Genomic DNA, 15,937 nt, shown 5'->3' with positions numbered 1-15,937 from the left:
AGAATGAAACCATGGACTTCATTGGCGGCGCTGCTTGCGTTGCCTCTTTTCCTCTCTCCCGCTTACGCCTTTGAATTCGAAGGTGAGTTGTCATTCCAACAGCGTCAGTTTGGACAGACAGGAGCACAAGGTCAGGACAAAAGCCAAACGTCTATCGCTATTGAGCCTGAGCTTTATTGGGAAAGCGAAGAAGGGAACACGAGCTTTACTTTTTCGCCGTTCTTCCGTTGGGACTCAATGGATGATGAGCGCACGCATGGCGATGTGCGTGAAGCTCTGTTGATGCACTACAAAGATAACTACGAACTGCGCTTTGGCTTGGGTATCGTCTTTTGGGGGGTGACAGAGTCACAACATCTTGTGGATGTTATTAACCAAACCGATGCTGTTGAAGCCGTCGATGGCGAAGTGAAACTCGGTCAACCCATGGTGAGCCTGGGACTAGAACTCGAATCTGGCTTGCTTGATTTGTACTTACTTCCCTATTTTCGCGAACGTACCTTTGCAAGCTACGATGGTCGTTTAGCGTTGCCTGGTGCTGGCGATGCAGATGCACAGTACGAATCCCGTCATGAAGAGTTTTACCCTGATGTTGCTGCGCGTTATGGCACCATGATTGACGAATGGGACGTGGGTTTGAGTGTGTTTCATGGCACTAACAGAGACCCATATTTCTTCAACACCTTATCGCCATACTATGCGCTCATGACGCAAGTCGGCCTCGATGTTCAAGCGATCTATGGTGACTGGCTTTGGAAAGCTGAAGCCATTCGTCGTTACAGCTTAGAATCAAACACGGCGTTTACGGGTGGTTTTGAATATACCTATGTGGGTGTAAACGAAGGCATCACCGATCTGGGTTTTCTGATGGAATACCTTTATGACAGTCGCGATGAAGATGCCCCCGTTGCTGGCCAAAATGACCTGTTTGCAGGACTGCGCTGGGTGCTCAATGATCACGATGGCACTGAGTTCTTGGTCGGGGGTACGGTCGATTTAGACGATACAGATTCGATGACGGTGCGTTTAGAGTCGAGCGGTCGTTTCTCGAATGATTGGAGCTGGACGGTGACAGGTTGGATGTTCAACTCGGACAACGTCACTGATCCTATTTACTTCTTAAAACGCGATGACTTTGTCGAAGCAGAAGTCAGTTGGTATTTTTAGATGTTTGGAAAGAAAGGTCCTAGGAAGAGAAGGTCCTAGGGCCGAGGAAAAGCCCTCGCAGAGGTTGACGTCACTAGCTATTGCTTTCCACGAACTGCCAGTACCCAGTACCCAGTAGCTAGTACCCGTTCTAAAGCAAACTCATTTGACTAGAAATATCTTCCGGTGACAAAGGTGCCAGAGGCGGTAGCGCGATTTGCTGAGTGAGTAAATCATAAAAATGCGCGGCTAATTCTGGCGCTTGATCGTTGTTTGCTGTGTGTATCATCAAATATGGCGTTTTGCCTTCCTCAATCCATTGCGGGATCTTTTTCTGCCAATTCGCAAAAAATACATCGTTTCGCTCAAGTGTCGGGTCGCCTATGAATCGCACCATCGGTGTATTGCTTGTTGATATGGCATGCACAGGAACGCAGGGCTTTTTCTGCTGCGCATCGAGTAGGGCGTCAGTGTCTGCCGGTACGGCAAAAACGGGGCGACTGTCCATGATGATACGATTCGCACCGTGCTCTATCAGCAAGCTGTTCAACGCGCGTTCTTCATCACCCTTGGCAAAAAAAGCAGGATGGCGTACTTCAACACCGATGTTATAAGACGTTGGCATTGCGGTTAAAAAGCGTTTGAGGTCCGGCAATGATTGCGGACCAAACGCCGCCGGCAATTGAATTTTCCAAAGCCCAATGCGTCCGTGTAGTGGCTGCATCAGTGTGATGAATTCAGACACCATGGCATCCGAGTGTCGCAGCATCATTTGATGAGTGATGGGCTGAGGGAATTTAAAGGTAAACCGGAATGCATCGCTGGTGGCGGCTTTCCAATTCGCGACCGTGGCATGGGAAGGGCTGGCATAGAAAGTCGTGTTACCTTCCACCGTATTAAAAACTTGCGCGTAGCGTGCCAAGCGTTCGCCGCTTTTGGTGCAAGCAGGGTAAAACTTACGTTGCCATGTATTGTGTGACCATTGGGTCATGCCCAGCCGAAGTGGCGGCGTGGTGAGGTCGGAAAGCAGAGCAAGTTTGGAAATCGATGATGGCAACGGATAATCCCTCATGTCGTCGAACGCCTATTGTGGGTGTGTCGTGCTATCAGCGTCAATCCTTGCTGCTTTTTTGCGCGATTGCGACGATTTCTTTCGATCGATGGGTTACGAATTCCCGCTCCGCAAAATTTTCCTTTATAATGCTGCGTCATTTTGAGGTATTTTGGCTTTGGCTTAGTTTCTAACTTCGATTTTAACTTCAGTTTTCTATCGTTGATTACTAACTTAGGCGGGAGCTTGCAGAATTGTCTGCACAACCATATTTGTAGCTTTGCGCTTTTTAGTGCAATAGGACAGTCAGTAATAGATCGGGAAATTCATATGCGCACCCAATATTGTGGTCACCTGAACAAAGCCCTTGTAGGGCAAACTGTAGAACTTTGCGGCTGGGTAAATCGCCGTCGTGATTTAGGCGGTCTTATCTTCATTGATATGCGTGACCGTGAAGGCGTGGTTCAGGTGGTGGTTGATCCGGATATGAAAGACGTATTCGAGATTGCTAACAAACTGCGTAACGAATTCTGTATCAAGTTCACTGGTGAAGTGCGTGCTCGTCCAGAAAGCCAAGTGAACAAAGGCATGGCAACCGGTGAAGTAGAAGTGCTCGCGACAGGCTTGGAAATCATCAACCGTGCTGAGCCACTGCCACTGGATTTCAATCAAAACAACTCTGAAGAGCAGCGTTTGAAGTTCCGTTACCTGGATCTGCGTCGCCCTGAAATGAGTGATCGCATTAAACTTCGCGCTAAAGCATCAAGCTTTGTACGTCGTTTCTTGGATGACAACGGCTTCTTGGACATTGAAACCCCAGTATTGACCAAAGCGACGCCTGAAGGCGCGCGTGACTACTTGGTACCAAGCCGTGTTCACAAAGGCAGCTTTTATGCGTTGCCACAGTCTCCTCAGCTGTTCAAACAACTTCTGATGATGTCTGGCTTCGATCGATACTACCAAATCGTTAAGTGCTTCCGTGATGAAGACTTGCGTGCAGACCGTCAGCCAGAATTCACCCAAATCGATATCGAAACTTCGTTCATGAGCGCTGATCAGGTTCGTGCAATGACCGAGAATATGGTTCGCGGCATGTGGCAAGAACTGCTGAACGTGGAACTGGGTGAGTTCCCAATCATGACGTTTGAAGAAGCGGCACGTCGCTTCGGTTCAGACAAACCTGACTTGCGTAACCCGCTAGAAATGGTTGATGTTGCTGACCTACTAAAAGATGTGGATTTCAAAGTATTCTCTGGCCCAGCAAACGATCCTAAAGGCCGCGTTGCGGTTATTCGTGTGCCGGGTGGCGCTGCGCTTTCTCGTAAACAAATCGACGACTACACCAAGTTCGTGGGTATTTACGGCGCGAAAGGTCTGGCATGGATGAAGGTTAACGACTGTGCTGCTGGCCTAGAAGGCGTTCAGTCTCCAGTGGCTAAGTTCCTAAACGAAGAAGTGGTTAACGGTATTCTTGAGCGCACTGGCGCAGAATCTGGCGACATCATCTTGTTCGGTGCTGATAGCAAGAAAGTGGTTACCGAAGCAATGGGCGCTCTGCGTCTGAAGCTGGGTACTGACATGGGCCTGACTGACACCAACAAGTGGGCACCACTGTGGGTAGTTGATTTCCCAATGTTTGAAGAAGATGACGAAGGTAACCTGCACGCGATGCACCACCCGTTCACGTCTCCTTTGAACATGACGGCGGAAGAGCTGAAAGCAAACCCAGCATCTGCTATCTCAAACGCATACGACATGGTTCTTAACGGCTACGAAGTGGGCGGTGGTTCTGTGCGTATTCATAACTCTGACATGCAAACCGTCGTGTTTGATATTCTGGGTATTGAATCAGGCGAGCAGAAAGAAAAATTTGGCTTCCTGCTTGAAGCGCTGAAGTATGGCACACCACCACATGCAGGTTTGGCATTCGGTCTTGACCGCTTGGTGATGCTGCTTTGTGGTACTGATAACATCCGTGATGTTATCGCGTTCCCGAAAACCACGGCAGCCGCGTGTTTGCTGACTGACGCTCCAAGCCTTGCAAACCCTGCATCGTTGGCTGAACTGGCGATTGCCGTTACAGCTGCAGCGAAGAAAAACGAAGAAAACGACGCATAAGTCGACCACCTCTTCTAACAACAAGGCCAGATTTTCTGGCCTTGTTTGTTTTTGTGCTTTGTATATTTAGCTTTCGTTGAAGTTAATCAAACAGATAAGCGCTTGCTCTCAAACAAACCTTGTCTGTTTTGCTATAAATCCAAGATGATAAGTAACATCAGTGGTGATTCAGCCGCTGACAAAGGAGTGAGACATGGCAGGTCATAGTAAATTCGCCAACATCAAACACCGCAAAGCTGCGCAAGACTCGAAACGTGGCAAGATTTTCACCAAACTTATTCGTGAAATTACCGTTGCTGCGAAAGAAGGCGGCGCAGAGCCTGAAAACAACCCACGCCTCCGCGCGGCCATTGATAAAGCGCTATCGAACAACATGACTCGCGATACTGTAAATCGTGCTGTGACGCGTGGTGCAGGCGGTGAAGGTGACGAAGGCATGGAAACCGTCATCTATGAAGGTTATGGCCCTGCAGGTACGGCCGTGATGGTTGAGTGTATGACAGATAACCGTAATCGCACGGTATCGGGAGTACGCCACGCGTTTTCAAAATCAGGTGGTAATTTGGGTACTGATGGCAGCGTCAATTACTTGTTCGATAAAAAAGGCGTGATTTCCTATGCGTCGGGTTTAGATGAAGATGAAGTCATGGAAGCGGCGCTGGAAGGCGGTGCTGACGATGTTGAAACCCACGAAGATGGCTCGATTGACGTATTCACGACACCTGTCGATTTTGGCTCGGTTAAAGATGCTTTGGATGGCGCGGGCTTTGAGGCACAAAACGCCGAAGTCACGCTGGTTCCTTCGACGAAGGCTGAATTAGATGAAACGACGGCACCTAAACTGCTTCGTCTTATCGATGCGCTAGAAGATTTGGACGACGTTCAAGAGGTTTACCACAACGGTGAAATTTCTGACGAAGTCGCAGCAACATTGGAATAAGTATACGTGGCTATTATTCTCGGGATTGACCCGGGCTCGCGGATCACAGGCTACGGCGTGATCCGCCAACAAGGACGCAACCTTGAATACCTAGGTAGTGGTTGTATCCGAACAGAATCTGAAGACTTGGCCGGACGTTTAGGCCAGATTTACGCGGGTGTAAGCGAAGTGATCACTCAGTTTCAGCCTGATACCTTTGCTATCGAGCAAGTATTTATGGCGCGAAATGCAGATTCCGCTTTAAAACTCGGTCAAGCACGAGGCAGTGCGATTGTCGCGGCAGTAAACGGTGGATTACCTGTCAGTGAATACGCCGCACGCTTGATTAAGCAATCTGTGGTTGGCAATGGCGGCGCTGACAAGAAGCAAGTGCAACACATGGTGGTTCACATGCTGAAATTGTCCTCAACGCCTCAAGCTGATGCCGCCGATGCATTGGCGGTTGCCATTTGCCATGCTCACACCAACCACACGCTGGTGGCAATGGCAGGCAAAGCCAAAAGCGCAAGGCGAGGGCGGTATCGTTAAGTTCTAGTTCTAGTTCTAGTTCAAGAAAAGAGAAGGCGGCCATTTGGCTGTCTTCTTTGCCCCATATGTCCTGTCTTGATGAACCCTGCTTTACTCGGGTATAAAAACCAATCCTTTGCTATTAAATTGATTTCTCAGGCACTAGAGTATTGCGTGTTTGATGAGAATCCTCTTTCAATGACTGGCACATTGCTGTTTCTTTTCTATCGTTAGGTTAACCGTTTCAACGTTTTATCAGGTTTACGATATGAAAATATTCAAGTGGGTGCTGTGCATTTTCATCGCGTTTGTGTTTGTGCAATCGCTTTTCTTCAAGTTTTCAGGTTCACCAGAAACCACATTTATCTTTGGCACATTGGGGGAATGGTCTGGGCTTGCATGGTTTGGTCAGTACGGCGCTTACATGGTTGGGACGGTTGAGCTTATTGCATCAATACTCTTGTTTACACGCTTGCATGCGCTAGGCGCGTTGATGGCTGTAGGTACCATGACGGGCGCAATTTTCTTTCACCTGTTCACGCCAATTGGCGTTGCGCAGCCTGCGTTTAATGAAGTAGGTGAAGTTGTCGGTAATGACGGTGGTACGCTGTTTGTGATGGCGTGTTTAGTCTGGTTGTCAGCTGCTTTCTTGCTTTACCAATCACGCAATGGTGATCAAGAGCAAGTGGATTGATTGGAGGCAAACGTTGTAACAACATAGAGTTTTCAGTGATGTTGATAGCATGGCATTCTATAAGAATCGGTTTTTATTAGTAAAAATGTTTCACTTGTCCCTTTGACGTTTGTTTAGTGGCAGACACTTAGGGACAAGAAAATGCTCAAATTTATTACTTCTCTACTCGGACTCTTCCTTCTCTTCGTTTCCTCACTCTCTGTTTACGCGTCTGATGACGTGATGAATTACGACTCCGAATATAAGAACATAAAAGTCGGACACTCGACGCTACAATCGTTAAAACACCATCATGGAGAGGCGGCTCGGGTGGTCGAGTTAGATGGCTTCACGAAATATCGCTACAAACAATTCGATGCAACGGTTAATCATTCAGACGGAAAAGTTAGATCCATCATCATTTTTGATCGTAGATATAAAGACGCGAATTACTTGTCTATCGGAGAGAGTAGAAACAAGGTCGAGCGTACCCTTAGAACCAGTAAATTGAAGAGGTATTTAGTGGATAAAGAAAACGGTATCGTTTATTGGTTGTCGAACGACAAAGTGTCGAATATCGTTCTCGTCCATCAATTGCGCCGTTAAGTGACGTTAAGCATTCCTGCGACAGCGCTAGATTGGGGCTCAAAGTAGGAAGTGTTCGGCGCGCATCTTCAGGTTTCTTGGGTATATTCAGGGAGTTTGGGTATAGTAAGCCAATCATTCGTAGAAAGGACTCGCCGTGCCAACGTCCAATTTATCATCCCCTCAAAGTACGCGTTCTGTTTTGACATGGATTGCGAGCTTTCTTGCGCCGTATCGTTCGCGTGTCATTGGCGCGGTTATCTTCCTCATGCTCGGATCCCTCAGCTGGCTTGCGCTAGGTCAAGGCGTCAAGCTCATTGTTGATGATGGGTTCCTGACGGGCAATGCATCTCGCCTTGATCAGATGATGTTGGTGATCCTTGCTATCACCTTTGTGAGCGGCATTGCCACTTTCTTTCGTTTTTATCTTATGAGTTGGTTGGGTGAGCGAGTCAGTGCGGATATTCGCATTAAGGTCTATCAACAACTTCTGCATTTATCTCCGACGTTTTACGCCAAAGAGCGCACGGGCGAGGTAATCAGCCGTTTTACAGCGGATACCACTTTGCTGCAAACCGTGGTGGGGTCGAGTTTGTCGATGGCACTGCGATCGGCGGTGTCCGTCACGGGTGGCTTGATCATGATGGCTGTCACTAGCCTGACGCTAACGGGGTTGGTGCTGTTGGCTGTGCCTGTCGTGCTGGTTCCTATTGGTGTGTTGGGGCGTAAAGTGCGCCAGTTAGCCAGAGTCAGCCAAGACAAAGTGGCTGATCTCGGTTCGCACGTTGATGAGACCCTTCACGAAATACGTACGGTTCAATCTTACGGCCATGAAGAGGCCGATTCGGTGCATTTTTCTTCTCGGGTTGAAGCTGTCATGGACGCTGCGAGATTACGTATTCGTTATCGTGCCTCTTTAATGGCTTCTGTGGTACTGCTCAGTATTGTCGCGATCATTCTTGTGACTTGGGTTGGGGCATTAAACGTACTGGATGGTTCGCTGACAGCGGGCCAGCTATCCGCCTTTATGTTTTATGCCTTGCTAGTAGCTGGGGGCGTGGCCACCATCAGTGAAGTCATTGGTGACATTCAACGCGCGGCGGGCGCAACGGAGCGCTTGATAGAGCTGTCGCGTATGCAATCTGATATTAAAGACCCTGAATCACCCGTCGATTTCCCCGCTTATTCGAAAGGCAACGTGACCTTCTCTGATGTTTCATTTACTTACCCGGGTGATGACAATCTCCCTGTCTTTTCGTCGCTATCGTTCGATGTAAAAGCCGGTGAGCGAGTCGCCTTAGTTGGGCCGAGTGGGGCAGGGAAAAGCTCAGTGTTTACCCTGCTTCAGCGCTTTTTCGACATTCAACAAGGTCAAACCTTGTTAGATGGCGTTCCCATCAAAGATATGTCGTTAAAAACGCTTCGTGATCAGTTTGCATTGGTGCCACAAGAGTCAGTGATCTTCGCAACTAACGTATTAGAAAACGTGCGCTATGGCGCGCCAGAGGCGAGTGAAGACAAAGTGATTGAAGCGTGCAAAGCGGCACGTGCTCATGAATTCATTGAAGCCTTACCTCACGGTTACCAAACGGAATTGGGTGAACGGGGTATGCGTTTGTCTGGTGGACAGAAACAGCGCATTTCGATTGCTCGCGCTATCTTGGCGGACCGTCCTATTTTGCTGTTGGATGAAGCAACCAGCGCACTGGATGCCGTCAGTGAACATCAGGTCAAACAAGCATTGGATACATTGATGGATGGGAAGACTTCGTTAGTGATTGCTCACCGGCTTGCAACCGTGGTGAATGCTGACCGTATTTTGGTACTCGATGATGGGCAGTTGGTAGCAAGTGGTTCTCATCAAGAGTTAATGGAAACTAACGCCTTGTACCGCGAGTTTGCGTCGCTGCAACTTTTTGCCTCAGAAGCGAATGTGATATCGCAGTCTGCGAGCTAGCTGAACTCAGTATTGTGATGGACAGTAATGGTGACTTTTTCGCAATGAGATATGCGCCAGAATGCATTTCCGTGACTTTGTTGTATCTTATTGAGTCTTGCAGTAGCGAAGGGCGTGCAGCGTTGGTTTATTCCCGCATTGGCACACGATAAATTAGTGGTGACTCGTCATCACTGTTCACGAAACGTTAAGATGAAATACAAGGAAAGTAACATGAAGAAAATGTTCGCTATGTTAGCGGTCGTATTTTTTGTAGCGGGTTGTTCGCCGGAAGTTGGCAGTGATGATTGGTGCAAAGAGCTAAAAGAAAAACCAAAAGGCGATTGGTCCGCCAATGAAGCAACAGATTTCGCAAAGCACTGTGTGTTCTAAGCGTGACGTTTTCGGTAATGCAAAAGGTAGGGTTTGTACCCTGCCTTTTTTTATTTTCCCGCCCCCCTTTCTAGATTAGAGCACGATACAGGCCTGTTATTACCACGAATACTGATTGAGACTCTACTGATAACGACGTCATTAAATTTGATGTTTAGTGATCGTGAACGCGGTTAACCCCGTTAAAACCTAGAACCGTGTCCCCCTATGACACAGATTTAGGAGGCGAGAATGTCAGAACTCGCGATAGACCTTGCTCGGATACAATTCGCATTTACTGTGTCCTTTCACATCATCTTCCCCGCCTTTTCCATTGGGCTTGCCAGTTACATCACTGTGCTTGAAGCGCTGCACCTAAAAACACGCGACCACCAATATCTCGAACTATCAAAATATTGGACAAAGATTTTCGCGGTGACCTTCGGCATGGGGGTCGTCAGCGGCATTGTTATGAGCTATCAATTCGGCACCAACTGGGGCGTATTCTCTGACAAAACTGGCCCAGTGCTCGGCCCCTTAATGGGGTATGAAGTGCTAACGGCATTCTTCTTGGAAGCGGGTTTTCTCGGCATCATGCTTTTTGGACGTGGGCGAGTAGGAGAAAAGCTGCATTTTCTCGCTACAACAACCGTGGCATTCGGCACCTTGCTCTCCGCGACCTGGATTTTAGCGGTAAATAGCTGGATGCAAACGCCTGCAGGTTTCGCATATAACGATTTAGGTCAATTCATCGTTACCTCCTGGTATGAGGTGATTTTTAATCCATCCTTCCCTTATCGTTTAGTTCATATGGTTATCGCCGCGTATTTGACGACAGCCTTTGTTGTCGCGGGTGTGGGTGCGTGGCATTTATTGAAAGCGCCGCACAATGAATTGGCGCGTATCAGTTTTTCCATGGGTATGTGGATGGCGGTATTGGTGACACCGATCCAAATCGTTGCTGGTGATTTGCACGGTCTAAATACGCTTGAGCATCAGCCAATGAAAGTGGCCGCGATGGAAGGCCATTTCGAGACACAAAAAGGTGCGCCGCTGATTCTGTTTGGTCTTCCTAATGAAGAAACAGAAACCATCGATTACAAAGTCGCGATTCCTTACCTCGGCAGCCTTATTATTACACACAAAGTCGACGGTGAAATCAAAGGGCTGAAGTCAGTACCCAAAGAGGAGAGACCGCCTGTGGCTATCGTCTTTTGGAGCTTTCGCATCATGGTGGCAATTGGCTTTTTGATGCTGACTATTGGCGTGATTTCGGTGTGGTTGAGACGCAAGAAAACCTTGTATGAAACGCCTTGGTTTTTGAAACTCTGTGTATGGAGTGCGCCGTGCGGGTTTGTAGCGATATTGTCAGGCTGGATCACCACCGAAGTCGGGCGCCAGCCATATACGGTATATGGATTACTTACCACGGCAGAATCTGTGTCTCCGATTGATGCCAGTGCCGTCGGTGCGTCGTTGGCGGTGTTTGTGGTGGTGTATTTCGCGATTTTCGGGGCGGGTATCTATTACTTACTCAAACTCATGCGCAAATCTCCAAGCAAATATGAGCAAGACATGGATGTACGTGTGGTGACGAGGTTGTCACACGGGCAACTAGGAAAGGACAAAGACGGGAATCCTATCGCTGCTTCGCTGGGGCCTGAGGATCCACAATCAGGAGGGGAGAGATAATGGATTATGCATTGCTTTGGGCTGGCATTATCGCCATCGCTGTTCTTCTCTACGTCATCTTGGATGGATTCGATTTGGGTGTGGGCATATTATTTCCCACACTGAACGATTCAGAAAAAGATGCCGCTATGAATTCCATTGCACCCATCTGGGATGGTAATGAAACATGGTTAGTGCTGGGGGGAGGCGGCCTGTTTGCCGTGTTCCCCCTTGCTTACTCTGTCATTATGCCCGCGGTGTACGCCCCCATCATAGCCATGTTGATAGGGCTGATCTTTCGTGGGGTCGCCTTTGAATATCGCTACCGAACAAAAGCAGGAAGGTATTTGTGGGATTGGTCGTTCTTTGGCGGCTCGTTCGTGGCGACCTTCTCTCAAGGCATTATTCTCGGTGCGTTATTGCAGGGCATCAGCGTAGAGGGGCGGCAATATGCGGGTGGTTGGTTTGATTGGCTAACCCCCTTCACCGTATTTTGCGGTGTCGCCGTGACCTTTGGTTATACCTTACTGGGCGGATGTTGGCTTTTGATTAAAACGTCTGGCTCCATTGAACAGAAGCTGTATGCGCGATGCAAACAACTGACCTTGGCATTTCTTGGCTCGGTTGGGGTTGTCAGCATTTGGCTCCCGTTTATCTCTCAAGAGATTGCTGCACGATGGTTTACCTTCCCCAATGCAGCTGCATTTTTCCTGATCCCCATCATCTCAGCGTTTGCGGCGTTTAAGCTGTGGCGCTCGCTGCACAGCGAAAAACCGCTCAGCGCCTACTGTTGGACTTTGATCATTTACCTCATGGCATTCGCAGGTTTTGCCATCAGTATTTTCCCTTATATGGTGCCAAGGGCCTTTACGCTATGGGAGGCGGCAGCGCCAGAAAATAGCCTCAAGTTCTTGTTTGCTGGCGCGGCATTTTTGCTGCCTATCATCATGATTTATACCGCGTACTCGTACTGGGTGTTCCGTGGGAAAGTGAAAGCAGACGAGGGATACCATGAGTAAACAAACCACCTCATTGCTTTGGTTTATCGGCTTATGGCTGATGGGTGTCGCCAGTGTTTCTCTGCTGGCTTACTTCATTAAGTGGACAATGCGGCTGGTGAATTTGGCTTGATCGCGCTGGCAATTCTGTTGGCGCTCAAGGATTAAAACTGGATATCTATCCAGTTGTTTATTATCCTAACGGCAATTAACACCAAAAATACGAGTCCACACTGTGATTGGTCGATTACGCGGAATCCTGCTTGAAAAACAACCCCCTGAAATCCTTTTAGAAGTAAACGGCATTGGCTATGAAGTCAGTATGCCGATGAGTTGCTTCTATGAACTTCCTGATGCAGGTGAAGAAGCCATTGTTTATACCCATTTTGTTGTGCGTGAAGATGCGCAATTGCTTTACGGCTTTAATACTACGGTTGAGCGTGCCTTGTTCCGTGAAGTGATCAAAGCTAACGGGGTTGGTCCTAAACTTGGCTTAGCCATTTTGTCCGGCATGACGGCGACGCAATTTGTGGATAGCGTGGAGCGCGAAGATGTGTCGACCTTGGTGAAAATTCCGGGTGTGGGCAAGAAAACCGCAGAACGTTTGGTTATTGAGATGCGTGATCGCCTCAAGAACTGGCATGCGTTCGACTTATTAACGCCGCATGCTGATGCTGCTTCGCGTCGTACAAATAGCACAGATTCTGGCATGGCTGGCTCGAACAACCCTAAAGAGGAAGCCATGAGCGCGCTGATTGCCTTGGGTTATAAAGCAGCTCAAGCAGAGAAAGTGGTTAAACAGGTTGCGCAAGACGGCATGAAGAGCGAGGCCATCATTCGTGATGCGCTGCGCTCAATGGTTTAATGGAGCTTGGCTGAATGATTGAAGCAGACCGCTTAACCGGCGTTGTTCCTCCGATGCGAGAAGACGACGTTATTGACCGAGCTATTCGCCCCAAAATGCTGGCGGACTACAAAGGTCAGGATCATGTTCGTAGCCAAATGGAGATCTTTATTCATGCAGCAAGAAAGCGTGAAGAAGCCCTAGATCATCTGTTGATTTTTGGTCCACCGGGACTCGGAAAAACCACGTTAGCCAACATCGTGGCGAATGAAATGGATGTGAGTATTCGCACCACATCAGGCCCTGTGTTAGAAAAAGCCGGGGATTTGGCGGCACTGCTGACCAATCTTGAGCCTCATGACGTGTTGTTTATTGATGAAATTCACCGTCTAAGCCCCGTGGTGGAAGAAATACTGTACCCCGCGATGGAAGACTACCAATTGGATATCATGATTGGTGAGGGTCCCGCTGCTCGCTCCATCAAAATTGATTTACCGCCTTTCACCTTGGTAGGTGCGACGACACGAGCAGGCTCGCTCACATCGCCTTTACGTGATCGCTTTGGTATTACCCAGCGTCTAGAATATTACAATGTTGCCGATCTCAAAGGCATTGTGTTGCGCAGTGCAAATTGTCTGAATCTTGTAATTGATGAAGAGGGCGCGTTAGAAATTGCTAAACGTGCACGAGGAACACCGCGTATTGCTAACCGCTTGCTAAGGCGTGTTCGTGATTATGCGGAAGTAAAAGCTGACGGGGAAATCAATGCTGATGTCGCGTCCAAGGCCCTCGATATGTTGGATGTCGATAATCAAGGCTTTGATTATATGGACCGCAAGTTACTCAAAGCCATTATTGAGAAGTTTGATGGTGGCCCAGTTGGTCTTGATAACCTTGCCGCTGCGATTGGTGAAGTGAAAGACACCATTGAAGACGTGCTTGAGCCCTATTTGATTCAGCAGGGCTATCTTCAACGCACACCGCGTGGACGGATTGCTAGCCAACGTGCTTACCTGCACTTTGGTTTTGATATGCCTGAATAAGCTAAAAATAGTGAAATATCATTCTGAGGCCAGCATTGATGCTGGCCTTTTCTATTTCTGAACAACTGATGCATACTCATGCTGGCGCATAAATATCGTGCTAGAAGTGATTGGTAATAGCGCGAAATGAAGACCGAAAATGATCAAGATCTAACTATTGGCAAATTTTGAGGTCAATAATTGATTACTTTGACAGCAGTCAAAGTGTTAGAGGCCCAAATACTTTGAAGCTGCCTCCCATAATGATTAGTATTAGTCATCACTATATTAGGAGTTGCTTAACAATATCCTAACCAGTGTGGAACATACATGCAACAAAAAATAGGCGAGTCGTTCACGCGGCTCCCGTAAGTAAGCTCGGTTAAGTACGCCCAGCAAGGCGTGCATGTGTTTTAGCATTTACTTATCGATACGAAAGTATCGCGCGTCAGTCAGCCTGACGAGGAAGGAGTTACCATGTTAACTGATATTGTGGATCTGTCGCGGTTCCAGTTTGCCCTTACCGCGATGTATCACTTTTTATTCGTACCACTGACTTTGGGTATGGCGTTTTTGCTTGCCATCATGGAGTCGTTGTATGTCATGACTAACAAGCAAATCTACAAGGACATGACCAAGTTCTGGGGTAAGCTTTTTGGTATTAACTTCGCGTTGGGTGTCGCTACTGGCCTGACCATGGAGTTCCAATTCGGTACCAATTGGGCGTACTACTCTCATTATGTTGGGGATATCTTCGGGGCTCCGTTAGCGATCGAAGCACTGATGGCGTTCTTCCTAGAATCCACTCTTGTCGGCATGTTCTTCTTCGGCTGGGATCGCCTCACAAAGCGCCAACACCTTGCAGTTACTTGGTTAATGGCTATTGGTTCTAACTTCTCTGCGCTTTGGATTCTGGTTGCAAATGGCTGGATGCAAAACCCAGTGGGTGCTGAATTCAATTTTGAAAGCATGCGTATGGAAATGGTCAGCTTTGCGGAAGTCGTACTTAACCCTGTTGCTCAGGTTAAGTTCGTTCACACCGTCGCGGCTGGCTACACCACGGGTGCAATGTTTGTTCTTGGTATCAGTGCGTACTATCTGCTTAAAGGCCGTGACATTGCGTTTGCACGTCGTTCGTTTGCTATCGCAGCGTCGTTTGGTATCGCAGGTATTCTGTCTACTATCGTTCTGGGCGATGAATCTGGCTATGAGCTAGGTGATGTTCAGAAAGTGAAACTTGCGGCGATTGAAGCCGAATGGCACACAGAGCCGGCACCTGCTGCGTTCACCGTGTTTGGTTTCCCGAACCAAGAGACGATGGAAACGGATTACGCCATCAAGATCCCATACGTCATGGGTATCATTGCGACGCGATCTTTAGACAAGCAAGTGACAGGTCTTCATGACATCGTTGATGAGCATGAAGCACGTATTCGTAACGGTATGATTGCATACGGCTTGTTGGAAAAATTGCGTGCGGGTGAAAAAACACCTGAGAACATTGCAGCGTTCGACGACGTGAAGAAAGACCTTGGTTTTGGCCTTCTGTTGAAAGAACACACTGACAACGTTGTGGATGCGACTGAAGCGCAAATCAAACTGGCAGCGAAAGAGTCGATTCCTCAGGTTGCTCCTTTGTTCTGGAGTTTCCGTATCATGGTGGCATGTGGCTTTATCATGTTGTTCGTGTTCGGTATGGCATTCATTCAAACCTGTCGTCAGAAGATTGACCAGAAACCTTGGGTATTGAAAGCGGCACTCTTCTCTATTCCTTTGCCGTGGATTGCGTCAGAAGCCGGTTGGTTCGTTGCTGAATATGGCCGTCAGCCATGGGCAGTGGGTGAAATCCTTCCTGTTCATATGGCGGCATCAAATCTGCCAGCGTCAGAAATCATTACCTCGTTGGTTGCGATTGTGCTGCTTTACACGGCATTCCTGATCGCTGAAGTTTACTTGATGGTTAAGTTTGCTCGACTGGGACCAAGTAGCCTGAAAACGGGTCGATATCACTTTGAACAGCAAAAGTCGCCGGAAACGGATCTTGCGCGTCAACTTGAAGCATAAGGAGAGATTG

The 15,937-nt window shown here is 48.2% G+C and carries 15 protein-coding genes; 14 read left to right on the top strand and 1 reads right to left on the bottom strand.

The window, feature by feature from the left end; all coding sequences use genetic code 11:
• Positions 1–3: 3 nt before the first annotated feature.
• Entirely contained in the window at positions 4–1,167 is a 1,164-nt protein-coding gene (locus A1OO_RS19615; protein WP_017004165.1) for a hypothetical protein, read from the top strand.
• A 130-nt stretch (positions 1,168–1,297) separates the two neighbouring features.
• Here A1OO_RS19615 and A1OO_RS19610 read toward each other — a convergent pair whose 3' ends face one another.
• Positions 1,298–2,218: a DUF72 domain-containing protein gene (locus A1OO_RS19610; protein WP_017004164.1), complete on the bottom strand. Its 921-nt coding sequence runs from the start codon at positions 2,216–2,218 to the stop codon at positions 1,298–1,300.
• Between the two features lie 309 nt (positions 2,219–2,527).
• Between A1OO_RS19610 and aspS the strand changes: the two genes are divergently transcribed.
• From aspS to A1OO_RS19555, 13 genes are all read left to right on the top strand, one after another.
• Entirely contained in the window at positions 2,528–4,315 is a 1,788-nt protein-coding gene (gene aspS / locus A1OO_RS19605) for an aspartate--tRNA ligase (RefSeq protein ID WP_017004163.1), read from the top strand.
• Positions 4,316–4,508: 193 nt separating this feature from the next.
• The gene (locus A1OO_RS19600) at positions 4,509–5,255 is read left to right on the top strand and encodes a YebC/PmpR family DNA-binding transcriptional regulator (RefSeq protein WP_016961272.1); all 747 of its coding nucleotides are present in this window, start codon (positions 4,509–4,511) and stop codon (positions 5,253–5,255) included.
• Positions 5,256–5,261: 6 nt separating this feature from the next.
• Positions 5,262–5,783 carry a crossover junction endodeoxyribonuclease RuvC gene (ruvC, locus tag A1OO_RS19595; protein WP_016961273.1) on the top strand — a complete coding sequence of 174 codons (522 nt, stop codon included), beginning with the start codon at positions 5,262–5,264 and terminating at the stop codon, positions 5,781–5,783.
• A gap of 247 nt (positions 5,784–6,030) precedes the next feature.
• Positions 6,031–6,456: a hypothetical protein gene (locus tag A1OO_RS19590; RefSeq protein WP_017004162.1), complete on the top strand. Its 426-nt coding sequence runs from the start codon at positions 6,031–6,033 to the stop codon at positions 6,454–6,456.
• A 141-nt stretch (positions 6,457–6,597) separates the two neighbouring features.
• Complete coding sequence (locus A1OO_RS19585) at positions 6,598–7,041, top strand: hypothetical protein (RefSeq protein ID WP_017004161.1); 444 nt, start codon at positions 6,598–6,600, stop codon at positions 7,039–7,041.
• Positions 7,042–7,177: 136 nt separating this feature from the next.
• Positions 7,178–8,977, top strand: a complete 1,800-nt coding sequence (locus A1OO_RS19580; RefSeq protein WP_017004160.1) for an ABC transporter transmembrane domain-containing protein — start codon at positions 7,178–7,180, stop codon at positions 8,975–8,977.
• Between the two features lie 213 nt (positions 8,978–9,190).
• Entirely contained in the window at positions 9,191–9,349 is a 159-nt protein-coding gene (locus tag A1OO_RS23155) for a DUF3012 domain-containing protein (protein WP_016961277.1), read from the top strand.
• Positions 9,350–9,580: 231 nt separating this feature from the next.
• On the top strand, positions 9,581–11,020 hold the full coding sequence (locus A1OO_RS19575; protein ID WP_017004159.1) for a cytochrome ubiquinol oxidase subunit I: 1,440 nt from the start codon (positions 9,581–9,583) through the stop codon (positions 11,018–11,020).
• On the top strand, positions 11,020–12,018 hold the full coding sequence (gene cydB / locus A1OO_RS19570; protein ID WP_017004158.1) for a cytochrome d ubiquinol oxidase subunit II: 999 nt from the start codon (positions 11,020–11,022) through the stop codon (positions 12,016–12,018). Before A1OO_RS19575 ends, cydB begins: the two co-directional genes overlap by 1 nt.
• Complete coding sequence (locus tag A1OO_RS23370) at positions 12,011–12,130, top strand: hypothetical protein (RefSeq protein WP_016961280.1); 120 nt, start codon at positions 12,011–12,013, stop codon at positions 12,128–12,130. Before cydB ends, A1OO_RS23370 begins: the two co-directional genes overlap by 8 nt.
• A 102-nt stretch (positions 12,131–12,232) precedes the next feature.
• Positions 12,233–12,862 carry a Holliday junction branch migration protein RuvA gene (gene ruvA / locus A1OO_RS19565; RefSeq protein WP_016961281.1) on the top strand — a complete coding sequence of 210 codons (630 nt, stop codon included), beginning with the start codon at positions 12,233–12,235 and terminating at the stop codon, positions 12,860–12,862.
• A 14-nt stretch (positions 12,863–12,876) separates the two neighbouring features.
• Positions 12,877–13,884 (top strand): Holliday junction branch migration DNA helicase RuvB, encoded by a 1,008-nt coding sequence (gene ruvB, locus A1OO_RS19560; protein ID WP_016961282.1) that lies wholly within the window; start codon positions 12,877–12,879, stop codon positions 13,882–13,884.
• 456 nt (positions 13,885–14,340) lie between these two features.
• On the top strand, positions 14,341–15,927 hold the full coding sequence (locus A1OO_RS19555; RefSeq protein ID WP_016961283.1) for a cytochrome ubiquinol oxidase subunit I: 1,587 nt from the start codon (positions 14,341–14,343) through the stop codon (positions 15,925–15,927).
• Positions 15,928–15,937: the final 10 nt, after the last annotated feature.

This window comes from Enterovibrio norvegicus FF-33 (genome assembly GCF_000286835.2).
Lineage (GTDB): Bacteria > Pseudomonadota > Gammaproteobacteria > Enterobacterales > Vibrionaceae > Enterovibrio > Enterovibrio norvegicus_A.
This window is presented reverse-complemented; position numbering and strand designations above follow the sequence as displayed.

Bases quoted from the DNA above. Each gene is read 5' to 3' on its own strand.
- A1OO_RS19615 (WP_017004165.1), top strand. From the start codon at position 4: ATGAAACCATGGACTTCATTGGCGGCGCTGCTTGCGTTGCCTCTTTTC.
- A1OO_RS19610 (WP_017004164.1), bottom strand. From the start codon at position 2,218: ATGAGGGATTATCCGTTGCCATCATCGATTTCCAAACTTGCTCTGCTT.
- aspS (WP_017004163.1), top strand. From the start codon at position 2,528: ATGCGCACCCAATATTGTGGTCACCTGAACAAAGCCCTTGTAGGGCAA.
- A1OO_RS19600 (WP_016961272.1), top strand. From the start codon at position 4,509: ATGGCAGGTCATAGTAAATTCGCCAACATCAAACACCGCAAAGCTGCG.
- A1OO_RS19590 (WP_017004162.1), top strand. From the start codon at position 6,031: ATGAAAATATTCAAGTGGGTGCTGTGCATTTTCATCGCGTTTGTGTTT.
- A1OO_RS19585 (WP_017004161.1), top strand. From the start codon at position 6,598: ATGCTCAAATTTATTACTTCTCTACTCGGACTCTTCCTTCTCTTCGTT.
- A1OO_RS23155 (WP_016961277.1), top strand. From the start codon at position 9,191: ATGAAGAAAATGTTCGCTATGTTAGCGGTCGTATTTTTTGTAGCGGGT.
- A1OO_RS19575 (WP_017004159.1), top strand. From the start codon at position 9,581: ATGTCAGAACTCGCGATAGACCTTGCTCGGATACAATTCGCATTTACT.
- cydB (WP_017004158.1), top strand. From the start codon at position 11,020: ATGGATTATGCATTGCTTTGGGCTGGCATTATCGCCATCGCTGTTCTT.
- A1OO_RS23370 (WP_016961280.1), top strand. From the start codon at position 12,011: ATGAGTAAACAAACCACCTCATTGCTTTGGTTTATCGGCTTATGGCTG.
- ruvB (WP_016961282.1), top strand. From the start codon at position 12,877: ATGATTGAAGCAGACCGCTTAACCGGCGTTGTTCCTCCGATGCGAGAA.
- A1OO_RS19555 (WP_016961283.1), top strand. From the start codon at position 14,341: ATGTTAACTGATATTGTGGATCTGTCGCGGTTCCAGTTTGCCCTTACC.